A 15,451-nucleotide genomic window follows, 5' to 3' on the forward strand; every position below is an offset into this window, starting at 1 on the left:
GATGGGCATGGTCCACGGATCGGGAAGGCGCCCCCTGCGGGTCCTCGTGGCCGGCGGCGGGGTAGCGGGCCAGGCACTGGCCTTCTGGCTCGCCCGGGGCGGGCACGCGGTGACCGTCGCCGAACGCTTTCCGGCGCTGCGAGCCACCGGGGCGCAGGTCGACCTGCGGGGGCAGGGCATCGAGGCCGTCGAGCGGATGGGGCTCCTGGACGCCGTGCGCGGCAAGCTCGTGGACGAGGCGGGTGTCGCCTTCGTCGACGCGCGCGGCCGGGCCAGGGCGACGATCACGGCCAACACCTCCGGCCGTGGCCGGCAGAGCCTCACGTCCGAGTACGAGATCATGCGCGGTGACCTGGTGCGCATCCTGCACGATGCCACCATGGACGACACCGAGTACGTCTTCGGCGTGAGCGTGGACGGCTTCGAACAGGACGGACGGAAGGTCACCGCGCACTTCTCCGACGGCTCCTGCGGCGAGTTCGACCTCCTGGTCGGCGCCGACGGGCAGGGATCGCGCATCCGCCGGGCGATCCTCCCCGCGGACCGCGACCCGTACCGGCGGATCGGCATCCACACGGCCTACTGGTTCATCCCGCGCACGGCCTCCGACAGCAACGTCCGGGACACCTACCTGGCCCCGGGCGGCCGCCTGATCATGCGCCGCAGCCACCATCCGACCGAGACCCAGGTGTACTTCATGCTGCGCGAGGAGTCCGAGGAGGCCTCGGCGATCCACCGGCAACCCGTCGAGCACCAAAGGGAGTTCTGGGCCGGAAGGTTCCGCGGCGCGGGCTGGCAGACCGAGCGCTTCGTCGACGGCATGCCGACCAGCCCCTTCTTCCACTCCCAGGAGGCCGTCCAGGTCCTGACCGACACCTGGTCCAAGGGCCGCGTGGTCCTCGCCGGCGACGCCGCCCACTGCGCCTCCCCGTACAGCGGCATGGGCATCTCCGGCGCCCTGGTCGGCGCCCACGTCCTGGCCGGCGAGATCAACCGGCACCCCGGCGACCTGCCCACCGCCCTGGCGGACTACGACCGCGTGCTGCGGCCCTTCGTCGACCGGATCCAGGGCCGGGTGAACCCGCGTCTCCTGCGCCTGGGCATGCCGACGACCCGGCGCGCGATCGACGCCTTCCAGGCCGCCACCGCTCTGGCCTGCTTCCTGCGCGTCCCCGAACTCGCCGCCCGCTTCTCGAAGGAGGAGCGCGGCGGCAGCTGGCAGCTCCCCGAGGACCCGGTACCGGTCGGCGCCGCCTGACACCGGCAGGCGCCACGCTCGTCACGCCGCGACCACCACGGACCCGTCGCACCCCGCCGCACCCCCCGGCGCACCGGCGGGTGCGCCGGGGGGTCCGGGCGGGGGATTGCCCCCGGTGACGACGGCGGTGCTCCCCAGTGCGCCACAGGCCATGCCCACACGAAGATCAACTCATCGAACGCCGAGGTCATCGGCGTTCCGTCGAGCTGAGGTGGTCGGGACGATGGCGGACGACAAGCGGATCGCACGGCGTGGACTCCTGGCGGCGGTGGTCGCCGCGGCGGTGCTGGTCCCGGTGGCGGCGGTCGCCGCGCCGGTGGCCCCGGGTTCCAGTGGCACCGGCACGCCGACGGCGCAACGCTCCGCCGTGGTGGGCGCGCTGGAGAGCGTCGCCCGGCCGCTGCGGACGACCGAACCCGGCGGCGGCAACGCCGACCTGCGCGCCATGGGCTCGATGATCGGCGACGCCGAGGTCGTCGGCCTCGGCGAGGCCACCCACGGCTCGCACGAGTTCTTCGCGATGAAGCAGCGGCTGTTCCGCTACCTCGTCGAGGAGAAGGGCTTCACCGCCTTCGCCCTGGAGACGAGCTGGAGCAGTGGCCTGCAGATCGACGAGTACGTCCAGGGCGGTCCGGGTGACGCGCGGCAGGTCGTCAAGGAGGCCCTGGGCGGCAGTCCGTGGGACCGCGAGGAGTTCGCCGACCTGATCGCCTGGATGCGCGCCCACAACCGCAGCCACCCGCAGCGCCCGGTCCACTTCGTCGGCGACGACCTCGGCCTCCCCAGGCTCGGCGACCGGATGTTCGAACGGGTCACGTCCTACGTGCGCGGCGCCCGCCCCGACCTCCTCCCGCAGCTCGAAGGGCTCTACAAGGACCTGCGGCCGTTCGACGACACCTTCGCCTACCTGCGCAAGCCGGCCGCCGAGCGCCGCGACGACGCCGCCAAGGCCCAGCAGGCGCTCGACCTCGTCACCGCCAGCGGCGCAGGCACCGGCACCGGCGCCCCCGACGGCGACGCCCACGCCTGGGCCGTGCAGCACGCCCGGAACATCGCCCAGACCTTCGCCTTCACCACCCTGGACATCACCGACCCGGTCTCCGTGGCCGCCTCGGAACAGCTGCGCGACCGCGCGATGGCGGACAACACCGCCTGGTGGCAGCGCCGCACCGGCGGCAAGGTCCTGCTGTCGGCCCACAACGGGCACGTCGGCTACCTGGCCACCGACACCTTCCTGTACCCCAAGCCGCAGGGCTCCCACCTGCGCGACACCTACGGCCGCGACTACGTGGCCATCGGCTTCACCTTCGACAGCGGCTCCTTCCTCACCAACGGCGCCGTCCTGAACGACGACTGGAAGACCGTCACCGTCCCGGCGGCCACGCCGGACATGAACGAGTACACCCTCGACCAGGTCCGCCACCGGGACTACTACGTCGACCTGCGCACCGCGCCCCGGGCGGCCCGCGACTGGCTGGCCGTCAGCCGCCCCAGCTACGACGCGGGCTCGATCTACGTCAGCGACCCGATGCCGCGGCTCGCGATCGGCCAGGCCTACGACGTCCTGATCCACCTGCACCAGGTCACCCAGGCCCGCACGTTCTGACCCCCGCCCTCCTCCCGGCCCGGGCGCGGGGCCGGGGGAGAGGGGCATCGACCCTCGCGGGAAACCGACACCGGCCCCGCTCCGAACGGATCTCGGAGCGGGGCGGCACTGCGCGGCGCCGCACGGACTGCTCTCGTAGGACGGCCGCGCTCCCGCACCCGGCGGGGCGGGCGATCTCCTCGACGGGGAGGTCCGTGCTCCAGGAGTTCCTCTTGGCGCGTGCGGTCCGGGCCCCGACGAAGTCGGGCGGGGCGACGGTGCAGAGGCTGTCGACGATCGCCTCGAAGGCGGGCGTGGCGGGCGTGGCGGCCACGGCCGGACGCTACGGCCGGAAGCGCCGACGGGCCCGCCGGCGACGCGTGGTCGGGCCGGCCGGAAAGCCCGTGGGGCCGAAGCGAACTGTCCCGGCCCCGCCACCTGCCGCCCCTGCGCCCGCCACCTACCGCCCCAACCGCGCCTACCGGTCGTCGACCGGTGCCGGCGAGGCGGTGACGCCGACCCACCCCTGGTCGGCGTCGACGACGGCCAGCGGCGCGACGGAGGTGCCGCCCGCGGTCCCGAAAGCGGCACAGGTCGGGACGGCGGTGTCGACCTCCACCAGGGGGTTGCGCACGTTGGTGTCGAGCTTGTCGAACAACAGGAGCGTGCCGCCGAGGCCCTGAGCCGGCACGCCCGAGGTGACGGTCACGTCGTGGTGCCAGGCCCAAACACCCCAGGTGACGGTGGTGGCCACGTCGGCGCTCCGGCCGGTGGGCGTCGACAGCAGGGCGTACACCTGCCCCCGGTAGGACTGCGTGAACTGGTACACCCAGTGGGTGCGGACCTCGCATCCGGAACCGGCGGACGGCCAGGGCAGCGGGGAGGGCGGGGGCACGACCACGATGGAGGGCATCGGGGCCGGCGTGTCCGCGGCGGCCGCAGCGGCGGGGCCGGCTGCCGTAGCCGCATCCTGGCCGGCCGACCAGCCGGCGGACCACCCGACCGCCCAGCCGGCCGTCAGACCCGCGGCCAGCGCGGCGAGCGCCCGGAAACGGGCCGGAACCCACCGCCGGCGCCCACCCGGCCCCAGTACCGGGCCGGTCGGGACAGCAGGCCCGACCGGCCCGTCCACCCGCGCCACGGCCCCGCCCCCGGACGGTACCGAGGACGGCGCGGGCGCGTCCCGCGCAACCTCCTCCTGGACCCGCTCCCACCGCTCCCGCCACAAGGCCGGCTCACTCTGCCCACAGGCCCGCACGAACGCCTCGACCGTCGGCCAGGTGGGCAGCTCCACCCCGCCGGCCGCCTCCGAGAGCACCGACACGGAACGATGAACCCGCCGGCTCATCGTGGCGAAGGTGGGGTTCCCGGCCGACTGTCGCAACTCGCGCAACTGGGCGGCGAACCCGGCCACCGGTCCGGCCGACGGGTCCAACGCACGTTGTTTGCGGCCCACTTCCGTTCCTCCCTCTGGTCAGAGCCACGGGATTGTTTGTCCGTACTCTGACGCACCGGGTGCCTGCGGCGGCGGTGTTCTCCGGGATTGATTGTCCGGACCCGACCGGTGCTGACCGGCGGCGAAGCAGTCCTCCACTGTGGGTGGCGCGCAGCCGGGCCGGGCGCCCGCTGCGGCCATCACCCACCGGAAGGTCAAGGAACACGCCGATGCGACGAACACTCACCGCCCTGTCCACCGTTCTGCTCGCCCTGGCCGGGGCCCTCGCCCTGCCCGCCACCGCACAGGCCGACCCGATGAACCCGCAGCCCTACGCCTACGGCTTCCTCGCGGCGCTCGCCCGACCGGCCAGTGGGGGCCCCGACGGCACCTACTACTGCATGGACGAGTACCGGCAGGTCAACGGCGACGGCCGCCCGGTCCTGCTGCGCCCGTGCGACGGTTCCTGGAACCAGTTCTGGTTCGTCTCCCCGGACGGCCTGATCCACAGCACCAACGACGGCCGGTGTCTGTGGGGCCACTTCCCGGACAGCCCGTCCGACAACCCGGGCGCCCAGGCGGTGGGCTGCAACGCGAACGACGCGAACCAGCGCTGGACGTTCAACACCGACCGCAGCGTGTGCAACGCCGGCGGCGCCTGCCTGACCTACGTCGGCAACCCCGGCCCGCGCTCCTCCTACGGCCTGTGGACCCTGGGCCGCAACGCGAGCGCGGGCATCACCCAGGAATTCGACTGGCACCACTCCGACAGCGACCGCCCGGTCTTCCCCAACATCTAGACGACGCACGGGGGCGTCGCGACGCGGGGCCGGGGCAGCCTGCAGCAGGGCGCCCCGGCCTTCGGCGGCGCGATCCGCAACCTGGTCGACAACGGGATCTCCGGGGCTTTGACCGACCGGGCCCGCACCCAGCGACGCTGACCGTGAAGGAGGGCCCCGGTCCCGGGCGTTCCGGCGGCGCTGGACACCTCCATGCGATCTCGCCGAGGTCCAGCGGTCTTCCCTTCCGCGGGCGGCGGTTTGCGGGCGTTCGGCCTGGTGGCGGCTGTCGAGTGTGGCTTGCTCGAACCAGTACGTGCTGGCGCTACTTCAAGCAGGTCGCTCCGACCACGGGGACTCCGCTGCCCGAATCCGGTGGCACGGCCCGGTGGCCGGTGGCTACGGTCTCGGCATGACCAGCCAGAGCGAGCACCCGGCCCGGCCCGATCTCGCCGCCATGCTCACCGACCAGACGACCGCCTGCGCCCCGGCCCGCGAGGCCCTCCTGGCCGGCGGCAGGCTGCGGTTCTCCAGCAGGGTCGCGCCAGACTGGACGGTGCGCGGCATCGCCGCCACCCGGCTGGGCTGGGCACGCAAGGTCGGCCTGGTCACCCTCGGCCTCGACGAGTCGGTCGAGATCCTCTCCCGGCACCGCGACGTATCGTTCCTCACCGGGCTTCTCGACGCGCCGGACCGGTCCTGGTTCTTCACCCTCTACTTCGACGCCACCGGCACCGGACTGCTGGCTTGCAGTGCGGTCAAGAACCAGCCCTCGACCCGGAAGTCCGTCCGGCGGTTCGTCGAGTCCAGTGGGTCCTTGGCCGGAGCACACGATCAGACGAAGGCCGCACCCGGGTCCGGCGAACTCACCGACGAGCGACCCCGTTCGCTGCATCGTTCGAGTTCAGGCCGTGAAGAACACGCTTAGATACCGGCATGTCGACTTCGCTGCACCTGCAAGAGATCACCCCTGACAACTTCGAGAGCGCCGTCAACCTGAGGGTCCACCCCGACCAGGAGCACCTGGTGGCACCCGTGGTGAAGTCGCTCGCCGAGGCATACGTCCACCCAGGCATCGCATGGCCCCGGCTCCTCTGCGACGACGACGAAGTCGTCGGGTTCCTGATGGCCTTCTTCGACATCGACTGGACCGGAAAGGGCGACGACTTCCGCTCCGGACTCTGGCGTCTCAACATCGCGGACGGAAAGCAGGGCCGAGGATACGGACGCTTCGCCGTGCAGTCCGTAGCCGACGAGATCCGGCGTCGAGGAGGCACGCGCCTGACGACCACCTGGCATTCCGGAGCGGATGGTCCGGCAGGCTTCTATCTGGCACTCGGCTTCCGCCCGACCGGGGAGTCCAGCGGTGACCAGACAGTGGGCACGCTGGAACTGGGCTGAGCCCGCGGACGGTCCGGCGGTCGTGCGATCCGGCGGGCCCATCGCCTGCTGCCCGGACTGCCGACCGCGGCCGCCGTCGGGCCGGGCCGAGGTCCTCACGGGCCGCGCGCGGGCTGTCAGCCCTGGCTCAGGCCGGGGAACGCGGTGGCGAGGAGATCGTCGAGAACGCTCTGGTAGTTGAGGACGTCGGTGTTCGCGAGCAGACCGTTCAGGGCGTTGATGGAACCGATGTTGACGCCGATCAGGCCGGCGGCGGCCTGTGCGCCGGAGATCGCGGCGTCCGTGGCGGGGCCGAGGACACCGGTCGGGTTGGGCACGGTGGTGGCGGCCCGGGCGGGCCCGGCGGCCAGGGCCGCGACGGCCAGGGTGGTGGCCGCGATGACGCCGAGATGCTCCTTCACGCTGTCCTCCGGGGTGGTTCCGATCGGTCTACCGACGTCCCGGGCCGTGCACCGGCGGGATCCGGCGCGGGGTCCGGGGCGGCGTCCTGGGCGTATGGAGCGAGGCTGCCCCGGGACGAGGCGCGGTGCATGCGGGCCGGGGCATACGGCTGACACCGCAAGCCGGCCGAGCGGCGAGCGGGGTGTGCGGGGTGCGGGGGAGGGGCCCGAGGAAGGTGGCGGAGCCCCGGGGTCGTCGCCGGCGTGATGCACCTCACCGCTAAGGCATTCCTGTTCGGCCTACTCCGTGGTCCCCGGTTCCCCCGCACGCCGCTGTCTCCCGACTTCCGCCGGCGCCGGACCTGGCGCGACCGGTCTGAAAAAGATTTCCTTCCACCGTGTCGATCCGCGGCTGCGCCGTTCGACCTAGGACTGAGAGGGTCGAGGAGACGACCCCTGATCAAGGAGATGGACGATGGCGAAGTACATGCTGATCATGCGGGGCACGGACGAGTCCGTCGCGAAGATGATGACCACGCCGTTCGAGGAGATGCTGGAGACCGTGGGCCGCTTCAACGAGGAGCTGATCCGGGCGGGGGTGCTCGTCGCCGCGGAGGGTCTGGACGACCCGTCCCAGGGCGTGGTGGTCGACTTCAGCGGGGAGACCCCGGTGGTCACCGACGGACCGTACGGTGAGACGAAGGAGCTGTTCGGCGGCTTCTACCTGATCGACGTCGCGTCGAAGGAGGAAGCGGTCGAGTGGGCCAAGCGGCTCCCGGCGTTCCCGGGCTCGAAGTGCGAGGTCCGCCGCGTGCCGGGCATCGAGGAGTTCCCGCAGGACAACGAGTGGATCGTCAAGGAGCGGGCGTGGCGCGAGCGGACCGGCCAGCTGTGACGACCCCGGCCCCCGACGGCCCGCCGAGCCCCGAGTCGGCTCGGCGGGCCGTCGAGGCCGTCTGGCGGATCGAGTCGGCGCGGATCGTCGGCGCCCTGGCCCGCTACACCGGCGACTTCGCGCTCGCCGAGGACGTCGCGCAGGAGGCGCTGGCCGAGGCACTCGTCTCCTGGTCGGCAGACGGTCCGCCGGCCAGCCCGGTGGGCTGGCTGCTCGCGACCGCCCGGCGGCGGGCCATCGACGCCTTCCGCCGCGGCTCGGCGCTCGAGGAACGGTACGCCCTGCTCGCCGGCCCGCTCGCGGAGGGCGAGTTCAGCTCCGGCGCGCAGACCGCACCCGGCCGGCCGGACGACCTGCCCTGGGATCCCGACCGCGTCGACGACGACGTCCTCGCCCTCATGTTCACCGCCTGCCACCCGGTGCTCTCGCCCGAGGCCCGGGTCGCGCTCACGCTCCGCGTGGTGGGCGGCCTGTCCAGCGAGGAGATCGCGCGCGCGTTCCTCCTGCCCACCCCGACCGTCCAGGCCAGGATCACCCGCGCGAAGAAGACGATCGCCGCCGCCCGCGTGCCGTTCGAACTCCCGGCGCCCGAGGAACGACCGGCGCGCCTCGGCGCCGTCCTGAGCGTCCTGTACGTGATCTTCACGGAAGGCTCCACGGCGACCGCCGGAGACGACCTGCTGCGCCCAGATCTCGCGTACGAGGCCGTGCGGTTGGCCCGGACGCTGGCCGCCCTGCTGCCGGGCGAGCCGGAGGTGCACGGCCAGCTCGCGCTGTTCGAGCTCACCGCCGCGCGCTTCCCGGCGCGCACCGGGCCCGACGGCGAGGCGGTACTGCTGGAGGACCAGGACCGCCGCCGGTGGGACCGTTCCGCGATCCGTCGCGGCCTGGCCGCCCTCGGCGGGGCCTCCACCCTGGGGCGGGGCCTCGGACCGTACGGTCTGCAGGCCGCGATCGCGGCGTGCCACGCGGCGGCGCCCTCGGTGCAGGAGACCGACTGGGAACGCATCGTCCTCCTGTACGAGGCGCTCGGCCGCGTGGCCCCGTCACCCGTCGTCGAGCTCAACCGGGCCGTGGCCGTCGCGATGGCGAGCGGACCGCAGGAGGCGCTGTCCCTGGTCGACCACCTGCTCGCGTCCGGTCGTCTGTCGGGCTCGCACCTGCTCCCGAGCGTGCGCGGCGAGCTGCTGGTCCGCCTCGGCCGCACCACCGAGGCCCGGGCCGAACTGGAACTCGCCGCCCGGCTGTGCCGCAACTCCCGCGAGCGCACGGTGCTGCTGCGCAAGGCGGCCGCCCTGCAGTGACGCCCGTCCGAGCCGTGCAGCCGCCCCGCTCGCGCACCGGCCGGTCAACCGGGCGATCGACGCCGTGGCGGCCGCCCGGGGCCGGCCGGGGCCGGCCGGGGTCGACGACCGCCGGGTGCGGGGTGCCGCGGCCGCCGTCCCGGGGGAGACGGCGGCCGGGGGACGACTCAGGGGGTGGCGGGCTCGAGCTCGCCCGCGAAGACGATGATCTGGTCGATGAGGCTGCGCCGGAGATGGACGACGTCCGTTCCCGCCAGGCGGGGGCCTCCGTCCGGCGTGGTGAAGACCCACCGGTACCGCGCCCACTCGTCCGGCATGTCCACCGCCGAGCAGCGTGCCATCGTGCCGGTCCCCGCCGGGTGGCGCCGGATGTCCAGCACGAACCGCTCGACCGCCGCGATCCCTTCGCTGCGACCCAACGGCCCCCAGAAGACCACGTCCGAGGTCAGGGCCTGGGAGAGCAGGGCCGTCACATAGTCGTCGTGCGAGGCGTTGAACGCGGAGATGAACGTGTCGATCGCGGATCGTGCCGTCTCTTCCTGCATGCCTCAGTCATACCAGCCGTTGCGCGTGCGCCCGTCCCGCGGGCCGCTGTCCGGTCACGCTGGACCACGGGCGCGACGCGGTGCCGCGGTGGGGCAACGGCGGCGCCGCGTTGCGGATCTGACCAGACGTCGGTCTCCGGACAGTTCCACGCGCACAGCTGACCGCCGCCGAGGCCCGCCCCGGTACCAACCGCGCGAGGACCGGACGAAGCGGCCTCGTGGCAGACGCCCTCCTCGCCACCACCGCCCACCGCACCACCACCCACCTCGCGAAGCACTGGACACCGGCGGGGGACTGAGTGCCCCCGGCCCGCTGTGGACCGCGACAACGGACGCCCCAGGCAGCACCCGCGAAGGATTCGACGCCGCTGCCAAGCCGCGGGATCGAGCCGGTCAGCGAGACCACGGCGTACGTACGGTCACCCACTGGCCTGAAGGTTCGCCCTCCACCCTTCATATGCCACCGCACAAGGTAATTTGACGAAGAATCAGATCAGTGCGTGTAGCACCCTCGATGGCATACGACGAGAGGCCTGACATGTCCCGCCCAGCACACATCGCCATGGTGAACGTCCCGGCGCACGGCCACGTGAACCCCAGCCTGGAGGTGATCCGGGAGCTGGTCGCCCGCGGCCACCGGGTCAGTTACGTCAACGATCCGTCGTTCGCCGAACAGGTCGAGTCGACGGGTGCTCGATTCGTGCCCCACGAGACGGGCATGACCGCGCTCCAGGGGGCGGTCGACCCCGCCATCCAGGACCGCGTGCACGGCATGATCTTCGGGGAGGCACAGGCGATGCTGCCCAGGATGCGGGAGGCTTTCCACGACGACCGGCCCGACCTCGTCCTGTACGACTTCATGGCGTACGCGGGACGGGCCCTGGCCGACGGCTGGGGCGTGCCGTCGATGATGATCTCGCCGTCCAGGGTCGCCCCGGGGGGCGAACCGGCGGAGCCGTTCCGGGCGGCCGCGGAAGCCATCAAGGCCGAGGGCATCCCGGAGCGGTTCACCCGGTGGCTGGCCGACAACGGGGTGCCGCCCCGCGACCTGTTCTCCTTCATGCTCAAGCCGGACCGCGCCCTCGTCCTCGTCCCCCCGGCCCTCCAGCCGAGCATCGAGCAGATCGACCCCGAGGTCTACTCCTTCGCCGGCCCCTGCCTCGACGACCGCGCACAGCAGGGAGGTTGGACCCGCCCGGAGGGAGCCGAGAAGGTGCTGCTGGTCTCCCTCGGCTCCGCCTTCACGCACCAACCCGAGTTCTACCGCGCCTGCGTGGAGGCCTTCGGCGGCCTGCCCGGCTGGCACGTCGTGCTCCAGGTCGGCAAGGCGACCGACCCGGCGGAACTGGGGCCGATTCCGGCCAACGTCGAGGTCCACCCGTGGGTGCCGCAGTTCGCGGTACTGCAGCAGGCCGACGCGTTCGTCACCCACGCCGGGATGGGCGGATGCAGCGAGGGCCTCTACTGCGGGGTGCCCATGATCGCGGTGCCGCAGGCCGCGGACCAGTTCGAGAACGCCGACCGACTGGTCGAACTCGGCGTCGCCCGCCGCCTGGACACCGCCGACGCCACACCCGCCGCGCTGCGCACCGCCGTGCTGGAGCTGACCGCCGACCAGAAGGTGGCGGACCGCCTGGCGGAGCTCTCCGCGCAGGTCCGGGCAGGTGGCGGCGCAGCCAGGGCGGCCGACCTGGTCGAGGCCGCACTGGCCTGACCCGACCACGGCCCGAGCGGCCCGTGACCCCCCGGTCCTGCGTCACTTCGGGTGCCGGTCGGAGAACCGGCCCGCTGGTCGACCGGCCGTCCCCCCGGATCTGCCGGATGAACGGTCGGTCCACTGTCCCACCTTCACGGACGGCCTGTCGGGACGTCCTCGGCCGTCTGCGGCCGGGGGCTGCCCGGATGGGGCCTACTGAGAGAAGTCGAGGGAAGAGGTGCCGGGCTCGCGGGGAGTGACGGTGACCCGACCGCCGGCGTTGTCGTAGAGGTTGGTGCCGCCGGTGACCAGGCTTGGTGGCGGTTCGTGGTGAGGGCCGGCGGTCAGCGCTGCCTGAGGCCGTTGAGGAGGTAGTCGATGCGGGCGGCGGTGTCGTCCGGGTCGAGTGGGCCGGTGCCGAGCAGGAGGCGGTAGTAGACGGGTCCGAAGAGGAGTTCGACCATGGTTCGGGTCGGGACGTCGGTGCGTAGTTCGCCGGCTGTGACGGCTTGGTCGAGGCGGTCCTGCCAGGCCTTGTTGCGGGGTTCGAGGAAGTCGGTGAGGAGGTTTTCGGCGAGTCGGGGGTCGCTCTGGGCGTCGGCGACCAGGCCGCGCCAGATGACTCCGAGTTCGGTGCCGAGGGCCTGGATGACTCCTTGTGCGGCGGCGGTGATGTCGGCGGTGATGTCGCCGGTGTCCGGGACGCCGGAGAAGGGCCCGGTGCGGTCGTTGAGGGCTTCGAGGACGACGGCGGCCCTGCTGGGCCACCAGCGGTAGATGGTCTGTTTCCCGACTCCGGCGGTGTGGGCGATGCCCTCGACGGTGACCCGGGCGTAGCCGTCGCGGACGGCGATCTCGAGGGCGGCGTCGAGGATGGCGCGGTGGGCGCGCTGGTTGCGGAGGTCCGGATTCGGGGCTGGCGGCATGGTCCGGATTATTCCACGAGACGTCACGTGCCGTCTTGACGTGATCGTCTCGCTCGAGGAACATGGTCCGCGAGGCAAGACGAGACGGTGCGTCACGAGACGAGACGGTGCGGGTTGCCGTACGGGGGAACGCCGTTTCCGTCACGGGGGATCGCCTCGACAACTCACCGGCGGGGGCCGCCCATTGGCGCATCCGCCGTCGACGCCGGACGGACTGACATCGAGAGAGCCGAGAAGGTCATGAAGAGGTTCAAGCGCAAGGCGGTGGCGGTCGCTGCTGCCGCGCTGGTGCTGGGAAGCATCGTCACGACCACCACGACCGCGCGAGCCGCCACCACCCAGGGCTACATCAACGGCTTCGGAGACGTCACCGACGACTGGTCCGACGAAGGTCTCCTCTCCATGAGCCAGCACGCCGACAGCGGTGCGACGGGCATCTGGCAGGCCGTGCTCTACATGGACGGGTTCCTCGACGAGTCGGACATCGACTGCAGGTTCGGGCCCAAGACGGCGGAGGCGACCCGGCAGTGGCAGGCGAAGTATCTGGGAGCGTCGGAGGCTGACGGTGTCGTCGGTAACAAGACGTTCGGCAAGGCCTCCACTTGGCTCTCCTCCGTCGAGGACACCGGGCCCTGGGCGTACTTCGTCCGGTACAACGGCGACGCCAAAACGTCCTCGGTCTTCCATCGCGACACGACGTCCGGCCTCTACGGGATCTATGTGAACGGGAAGGACATCGAGGGGTACTACAACTCGATGAGCGGCTGCTGAGGGCAGGCCGACCGGATCTGCTCCGGAGCGTAGGGCGACCCGTCGCCGGTGGGCCCGGCACGATGCGGAGTCCACGCCGGCCGGTGCAGCTCAGAGGCGCAACGCATCGCGTCGCACTCCCACCCGCAACCTTGTGGGCTCAGCGCGGCCTGCCGGCGCGCCGTGGGCGGCACCCGTCCGCCAAGGCGGCCACCGCCGCCCGCTCCAGGGTGTTCATCCGAGCAGCGGCAGATACGCCGCCAGGTCGCTGCGCTCCCCGCTCGCCCGGACCGTCGCGGCTTCGACGGCCGAGGCCCAGTCGGTCCGGCCGGTCGCCAGGCGGATCCAGGTCAGCGGGTCGGTCTCCACCACGTGCGGCGCCGTCCCACGGGTGTGCCTCGGCCCCGGCACGGCCTGCACCACGGCGTACGGCGGGATCCGCAACTCCACCGAGCTGCCCGGCACCTGCGCCGCGAAGGCGTCGGCCAGCAGGCCCACCACCGCGGCCACCGCCTGCCGCTCGTGCGGCAGGTCCAGCCCGAGCGCCACCGCCAGGTCGTCGCCGTGCACGACGGTCTCCACCAGCCGGGTCACCAGGAAGTCGCTCAACAGCATCGGGCCGAACCGCATGGCGAACAGCCGTTTCGGCTCGCCGAGTTCCGGCCGATCCAGGGCGGCCAGCAGCGCGTCGGCCGCCCGGTCGAAGGCGCTCGCCACCTCCTGCGGGGTGCCGGCGAACGCGCCCTCGGCATGCTCGCGCGCCACCATGTCGACGGTGGCGCTCAACCGCCGCGTCCCTTCGGTCCACTCCACCAGGCTCACCGGCCGGCCCTCAGGCACCGGCTGGTCCAGGTGCTGGGGCAGCCACTCCAGCACGATCGCGAGGTGCGCCACCAACTCCCGTACCGTCCAGTCCCCCAGCCGGGTCGGCCCGGCGAGCGCCCGCTCCGCACCGGGCGCCGCGCACAACGCGCGCACCGTGCCGTGCAGCAGCTCGGTCTGCCCGGCCAGCGCTGCCCGGACCTCGGCGGGATCGTACGTTCGCGGCTCGGCCATGACGGCAGCGTATCCGCCCTCCCCGGCCGACGGGGCCGGTCGGGCCACGGGTGCGCCGGTCGACCTCGTGCCACTGTCTCCACCGTACCCCCGGGGGTGTTTTCGGGTCGCGGCCCCGGGATGCCCGTAGGCCGGTGCCCGTCGATCCGCGCGGGATTCGGCACACCGGACTATTGTCAGGAAACTTTACTTTTTACTAGGCTCTCGGCGGCGGCTTGGCGCGGCGCCCTCGATCGGGGGCGTGACGCGCTCAGCGAGAGCTCTGACCCGGCCGCCGCGGTGGCGAGGGAACCACCGCGGCGGCCGGCGGGGATCGCGTGCGGGCCCCGCCGGAGTCCAGCTCTCGCCGTCGTTCGAGGTCGGGGAGTCCAGGGATGCGTCCCCTGTGGAGCCGTGGACTCGGGTGGGTCATCCGCTGCCGGGCAGGCCTCCGAAGGTGCGCCGGTAGGCCTGCGGCGTCGTGCCGAGGCGGCGGGCGAAATGGTGGCGGAGGTTGTCGACGCTGCCGAAGCCCGTGCGGTGGGCGACGACGGCCACCGGCTCGTCCGTGGTCTCCAGGTGGTGCCGGGCGAGCAGGACGCGCTGCCCGGTGAGCCACTGCAGCGGGGTGGTCCCGGTCTCCCGTCGGAAGTGCCGGGCGAAGGTCCGCGGGGAGAGATGAGCGTGACGGGCCATGGCCTCGACCGTCAGATCCTGGTCGAGGTTGGCTTCGATCCAGGTCAGGACGGGGGCAAGGGATCCGGTCCCGTCCTGGGGGAGGGGGCGTTCGCGGTACTGGCGCTGGCCGCCGTCGCGGTGCGGTGGTGCGACCATGCGGCGGGCGATCGCGTTGGCGACGGTGCTGCCGTGTTCCTTGCGGACGAGGTGGAGGCAGGTGTCGATGCCGGCGGCGGTGCCGGCACCGGTGATGACCGGGTCCTCGTCGACGTAGAGCACGTCCGACTCGACCCGGGCGCGCGGGTGGCGGCGGGCGAGTTCGTCGGCGTACCGCCAGTGGGTGGTGCAGCGCCGCCCGTCCAGCAGCCCGGCATCGCCGAGCAGGAAGGCCCCGGTGCAGATGCTCAGGACGCGGGCGCCGCGCTCCACGGCGGCCCGCAGTTCCTCGACCAGGCCGTCCGGTTGCCGCACGTGCGGGTCGTAGGCCGGAACGCAGATGAGGTCCGCCGAGGCCAGCCGTTCCAGGCCGTGCCGGGTCCGCACCTCGAAGCCGTGTCGCGTCGGCACGCTGTCGCCGGTTCCCGAGACGAGGGCGAAGTCGTAGACGGGGAGCGCATCGTCGCTGCGGTCGATGCCGAAGACCTCGCAGAACACGCCCAGCTCGAAGGCGTGGGCGCCCTGGAGGGCCAGGACGGCGACATCGCGGAGCATCGGCTCCCGTTCTCCCCTCACGACGGTGGCAGGAATTTCAGCCTACCCGTCATTCCTGCCACTGCCGGCGGGT

15 protein-coding genes and 1 pseudogene are annotated in these 15,451 nt (G+C 72.6%); 9 read left to right on the forward strand and 7 right to left on the reverse strand.

Annotated features, from left to right (window positions below; genetic code table 11):
* Window position 1 precedes the first annotated feature (1 nt).
* Both ACIRS1_RS34655 and ACIRS1_RS34660 read left to right on the forward strand, forming a co-directional pair.
* The gene (locus ACIRS1_RS34655; protein ID WP_402846253.1) at window positions 2-1,258 is read left to right on the forward strand and encodes an FAD-dependent monooxygenase; all 1,257 of its coding nucleotides are present in this window, start codon (window positions 2-4) and stop codon (window positions 1,256-1,258) included.
* A 223-nt stretch (window positions 1,259-1,481) separates the two neighbouring features.
* On the forward strand, window positions 1,482-2,864 hold the full coding sequence (locus ACIRS1_RS34660; protein WP_402846255.1) for an erythromycin esterase family protein: 1,383 nt from the start codon (window positions 1,482-1,484) through the stop codon (window positions 2,862-2,864).
* A 457-nt stretch (window positions 2,865-3,321) separates the two neighbouring features.
* Here ACIRS1_RS34660 and ACIRS1_RS34665 read toward each other — a convergent pair whose 3' ends face one another.
* Together ACIRS1_RS34665 and ACIRS1_RS34670 are read right to left on the reverse strand one after the other, a co-directional pair.
* Window positions 3,322-3,756 (reverse strand): hypothetical protein, encoded by a 435-nt coding sequence (locus tag ACIRS1_RS34665; RefSeq protein WP_402846351.1) that lies wholly within the window; start codon window positions 3,754-3,756, stop codon window positions 3,322-3,324.
* A gap of 324 nt (window positions 3,757-4,080) precedes the next feature.
* Window positions 4,081-4,299, reverse strand: a pseudogene (locus ACIRS1_RS34670) (helix-turn-helix domain-containing protein); the annotation flags it as partial.
* Between the two features lie 209 nt (window positions 4,300-4,508).
* On the opposite strand from ACIRS1_RS34670, the gene ACIRS1_RS34675 reads away from it, so the two are divergent.
* The 3 genes from ACIRS1_RS34675 (at window position 4,509) to ACIRS1_RS34685 (ending at window position 6,458) form a co-directional block, all read left to right on the forward strand.
* Window positions 4,509-5,078 (forward strand): ricin-type beta-trefoil lectin domain protein, encoded by a 570-nt coding sequence (locus ACIRS1_RS34675; RefSeq protein WP_387903243.1) that lies wholly within the window; start codon window positions 4,509-4,511, stop codon window positions 5,076-5,078.
* A 391-nt stretch (window positions 5,079-5,469) separates the two neighbouring features.
* On the forward strand, window positions 5,470-5,985 hold the full coding sequence (locus ACIRS1_RS34680; RefSeq protein WP_402846257.1) for a hypothetical protein: 516 nt from the start codon (window positions 5,470-5,472) through the stop codon (window positions 5,983-5,985).
* Window positions 5,986-5,993: 8 nt separating this feature from the next.
* Window positions 5,994-6,458: a GNAT family N-acetyltransferase gene (locus ACIRS1_RS34685; RefSeq protein ID WP_402846260.1), complete on the forward strand. Its 465-nt coding sequence runs from the start codon at window positions 5,994-5,996 to the stop codon at window positions 6,456-6,458.
* A 116-nt stretch (window positions 6,459-6,574) separates the two neighbouring features.
* Here ACIRS1_RS34685 and ACIRS1_RS34690 read toward each other — a convergent pair whose 3' ends face one another.
* On the reverse strand, window positions 6,575-6,859 hold the full coding sequence (locus ACIRS1_RS34690; RefSeq protein ID WP_402846262.1) for a hypothetical protein: 285 nt from the start codon (window positions 6,857-6,859) through the stop codon (window positions 6,575-6,577).
* Between the two features lie 454 nt (window positions 6,860-7,313).
* Between ACIRS1_RS34690 and ACIRS1_RS34695 the strand changes: the two genes are divergently transcribed.
* Both ACIRS1_RS34695 and ACIRS1_RS34700 read left to right on the forward strand, forming a co-directional pair.
* On the forward strand, window positions 7,314-7,733 hold the full coding sequence (locus ACIRS1_RS34695; protein ID WP_402846264.1) for a YciI family protein: 420 nt from the start codon (window positions 7,314-7,316) through the stop codon (window positions 7,731-7,733).
* Entirely contained in the window at window positions 7,706-9,037 is a 1,332-nt protein-coding gene (locus tag ACIRS1_RS34700) for an RNA polymerase sigma factor (protein WP_402846265.1), read from the forward strand. The genes ACIRS1_RS34695 and ACIRS1_RS34700 overlap by 28 nt, the downstream gene beginning before the upstream one ends.
* 167 nt (window positions 9,038-9,204) lie before the next feature.
* On the opposite strand, the gene ACIRS1_RS34705 is transcribed toward ACIRS1_RS34700, so the two are convergent.
* On the reverse strand, window positions 9,205-9,582 hold the full coding sequence (locus ACIRS1_RS34705) for a nuclear transport factor 2 family protein (protein ID WP_402846267.1): 378 nt from the start codon (window positions 9,580-9,582) through the stop codon (window positions 9,205-9,207).
* 514 nt (window positions 9,583-10,096) lie between these two features.
* Between ACIRS1_RS34705 and ACIRS1_RS34710 the strand changes: the two genes are divergently transcribed.
* Window positions 10,097-11,296, forward strand: a complete 1,200-nt coding sequence (locus ACIRS1_RS34710) for a macrolide family glycosyltransferase (RefSeq protein WP_402846346.1) — start codon at window positions 10,097-10,099, stop codon at window positions 11,294-11,296.
* 326 nt (window positions 11,297-11,622) lie between these two features.
* On the opposite strand, the gene ACIRS1_RS34715 is transcribed toward ACIRS1_RS34710, so the two are convergent.
* Window positions 11,623-12,204, reverse strand: a complete 582-nt coding sequence (locus ACIRS1_RS34715) for a TetR/AcrR family transcriptional regulator (protein WP_402846269.1) — start codon at window positions 12,202-12,204, stop codon at window positions 11,623-11,625.
* A 240-nt stretch (window positions 12,205-12,444) separates the two neighbouring features.
* On the opposite strand from ACIRS1_RS34715, the gene ACIRS1_RS34720 reads away from it, so the two are divergent.
* On the forward strand, window positions 12,445-12,975 hold the full coding sequence (locus ACIRS1_RS34720) for a peptidoglycan-binding protein (RefSeq protein ID WP_402846271.1): 531 nt from the start codon (window positions 12,445-12,447) through the stop codon (window positions 12,973-12,975).
* Between the two features lie 213 nt (window positions 12,976-13,188).
* Here ACIRS1_RS34720 and ACIRS1_RS34725 read toward each other — a convergent pair whose 3' ends face one another.
* On the reverse strand, window positions 13,189-14,010 hold the full coding sequence (locus tag ACIRS1_RS34725) for a sterol carrier family protein (RefSeq protein WP_402846273.1): 822 nt from the start codon (window positions 14,008-14,010) through the stop codon (window positions 13,189-13,191).
* Between the two features lie 408 nt (window positions 14,011-14,418).
* Window positions 14,419-15,378: a GlxA family transcriptional regulator gene (locus tag ACIRS1_RS34730; RefSeq protein WP_402846275.1), complete on the reverse strand. Its 960-nt coding sequence runs from the start codon at window positions 15,376-15,378 to the stop codon at window positions 14,419-14,421.
* Window positions 15,379-15,451: the final 73 nt, after the last annotated feature.

The organism is Kitasatospora sp. NPDC101176 (genome assembly GCF_044768035.1).
GTDB lineage: Bacteria > Actinomycetota > Actinomycetes > Streptomycetales > Streptomycetaceae > Kitasatospora.

Excerpts from the sequence above, each read along its gene's own strand:
- ACIRS1_RS34655 (WP_402846253.1), top strand. The coding sequence starts at position 2 with ATGGGCATGGTCCACGGATCGGGAAGGCGCCCCCTGCGGGTCCTCGTG.
- ACIRS1_RS34660 (WP_402846255.1), top strand. The coding sequence starts at position 1,482 with ATGGCGGACGACAAGCGGATCGCACGGCGTGGACTCCTGGCGGCGGTG.
- ACIRS1_RS34665 (WP_402846351.1), bottom strand. The coding sequence starts at position 3,756 with ATGCCCTCCATCGTGGTCGTGCCCCCGCCCTCCCCGCTGCCCTGGCCG.
- ACIRS1_RS34675 (WP_387903243.1), top strand. The coding sequence starts at position 4,509 with ATGCGACGAACACTCACCGCCCTGTCCACCGTTCTGCTCGCCCTGGCC.
- ACIRS1_RS34680 (WP_402846257.1), top strand. The coding sequence starts at position 5,470 with ATGACCAGCCAGAGCGAGCACCCGGCCCGGCCCGATCTCGCCGCCATG.
- ACIRS1_RS34685 (WP_402846260.1), top strand. The coding sequence starts at position 5,994 with ATGTCGACTTCGCTGCACCTGCAAGAGATCACCCCTGACAACTTCGAG.
- ACIRS1_RS34695 (WP_402846264.1), top strand. The coding sequence starts at position 7,314 with ATGGCGAAGTACATGCTGATCATGCGGGGCACGGACGAGTCCGTCGCG.
- ACIRS1_RS34705 (WP_402846267.1), bottom strand. The coding sequence starts at position 9,582 with ATGCAGGAAGAGACGGCACGATCCGCGATCGACACGTTCATCTCCGCG.
- ACIRS1_RS34710 (WP_402846346.1), top strand. The coding sequence starts at position 10,097 with ATGGCATACGACGAGAGGCCTGACATGTCCCGCCCAGCACACATCGCC.
- ACIRS1_RS34715 (WP_402846269.1), bottom strand. The coding sequence starts at position 12,204 with ATGCCGCCAGCCCCGAATCCGGACCTCCGCAACCAGCGCGCCCACCGC.
- ACIRS1_RS34720 (WP_402846271.1), top strand. The coding sequence starts at position 12,445 with ATGAAGAGGTTCAAGCGCAAGGCGGTGGCGGTCGCTGCTGCCGCGCTG.
- ACIRS1_RS34725 (WP_402846273.1), bottom strand. The coding sequence starts at position 14,010 with ATGGCCGAGCCGCGAACGTACGATCCCGCCGAGGTCCGGGCAGCGCTG.
- ACIRS1_RS34730 (WP_402846275.1), bottom strand. The coding sequence starts at position 15,378 with ATGCTCCGCGATGTCGCCGTCCTGGCCCTCCAGGGCGCCCACGCCTTC.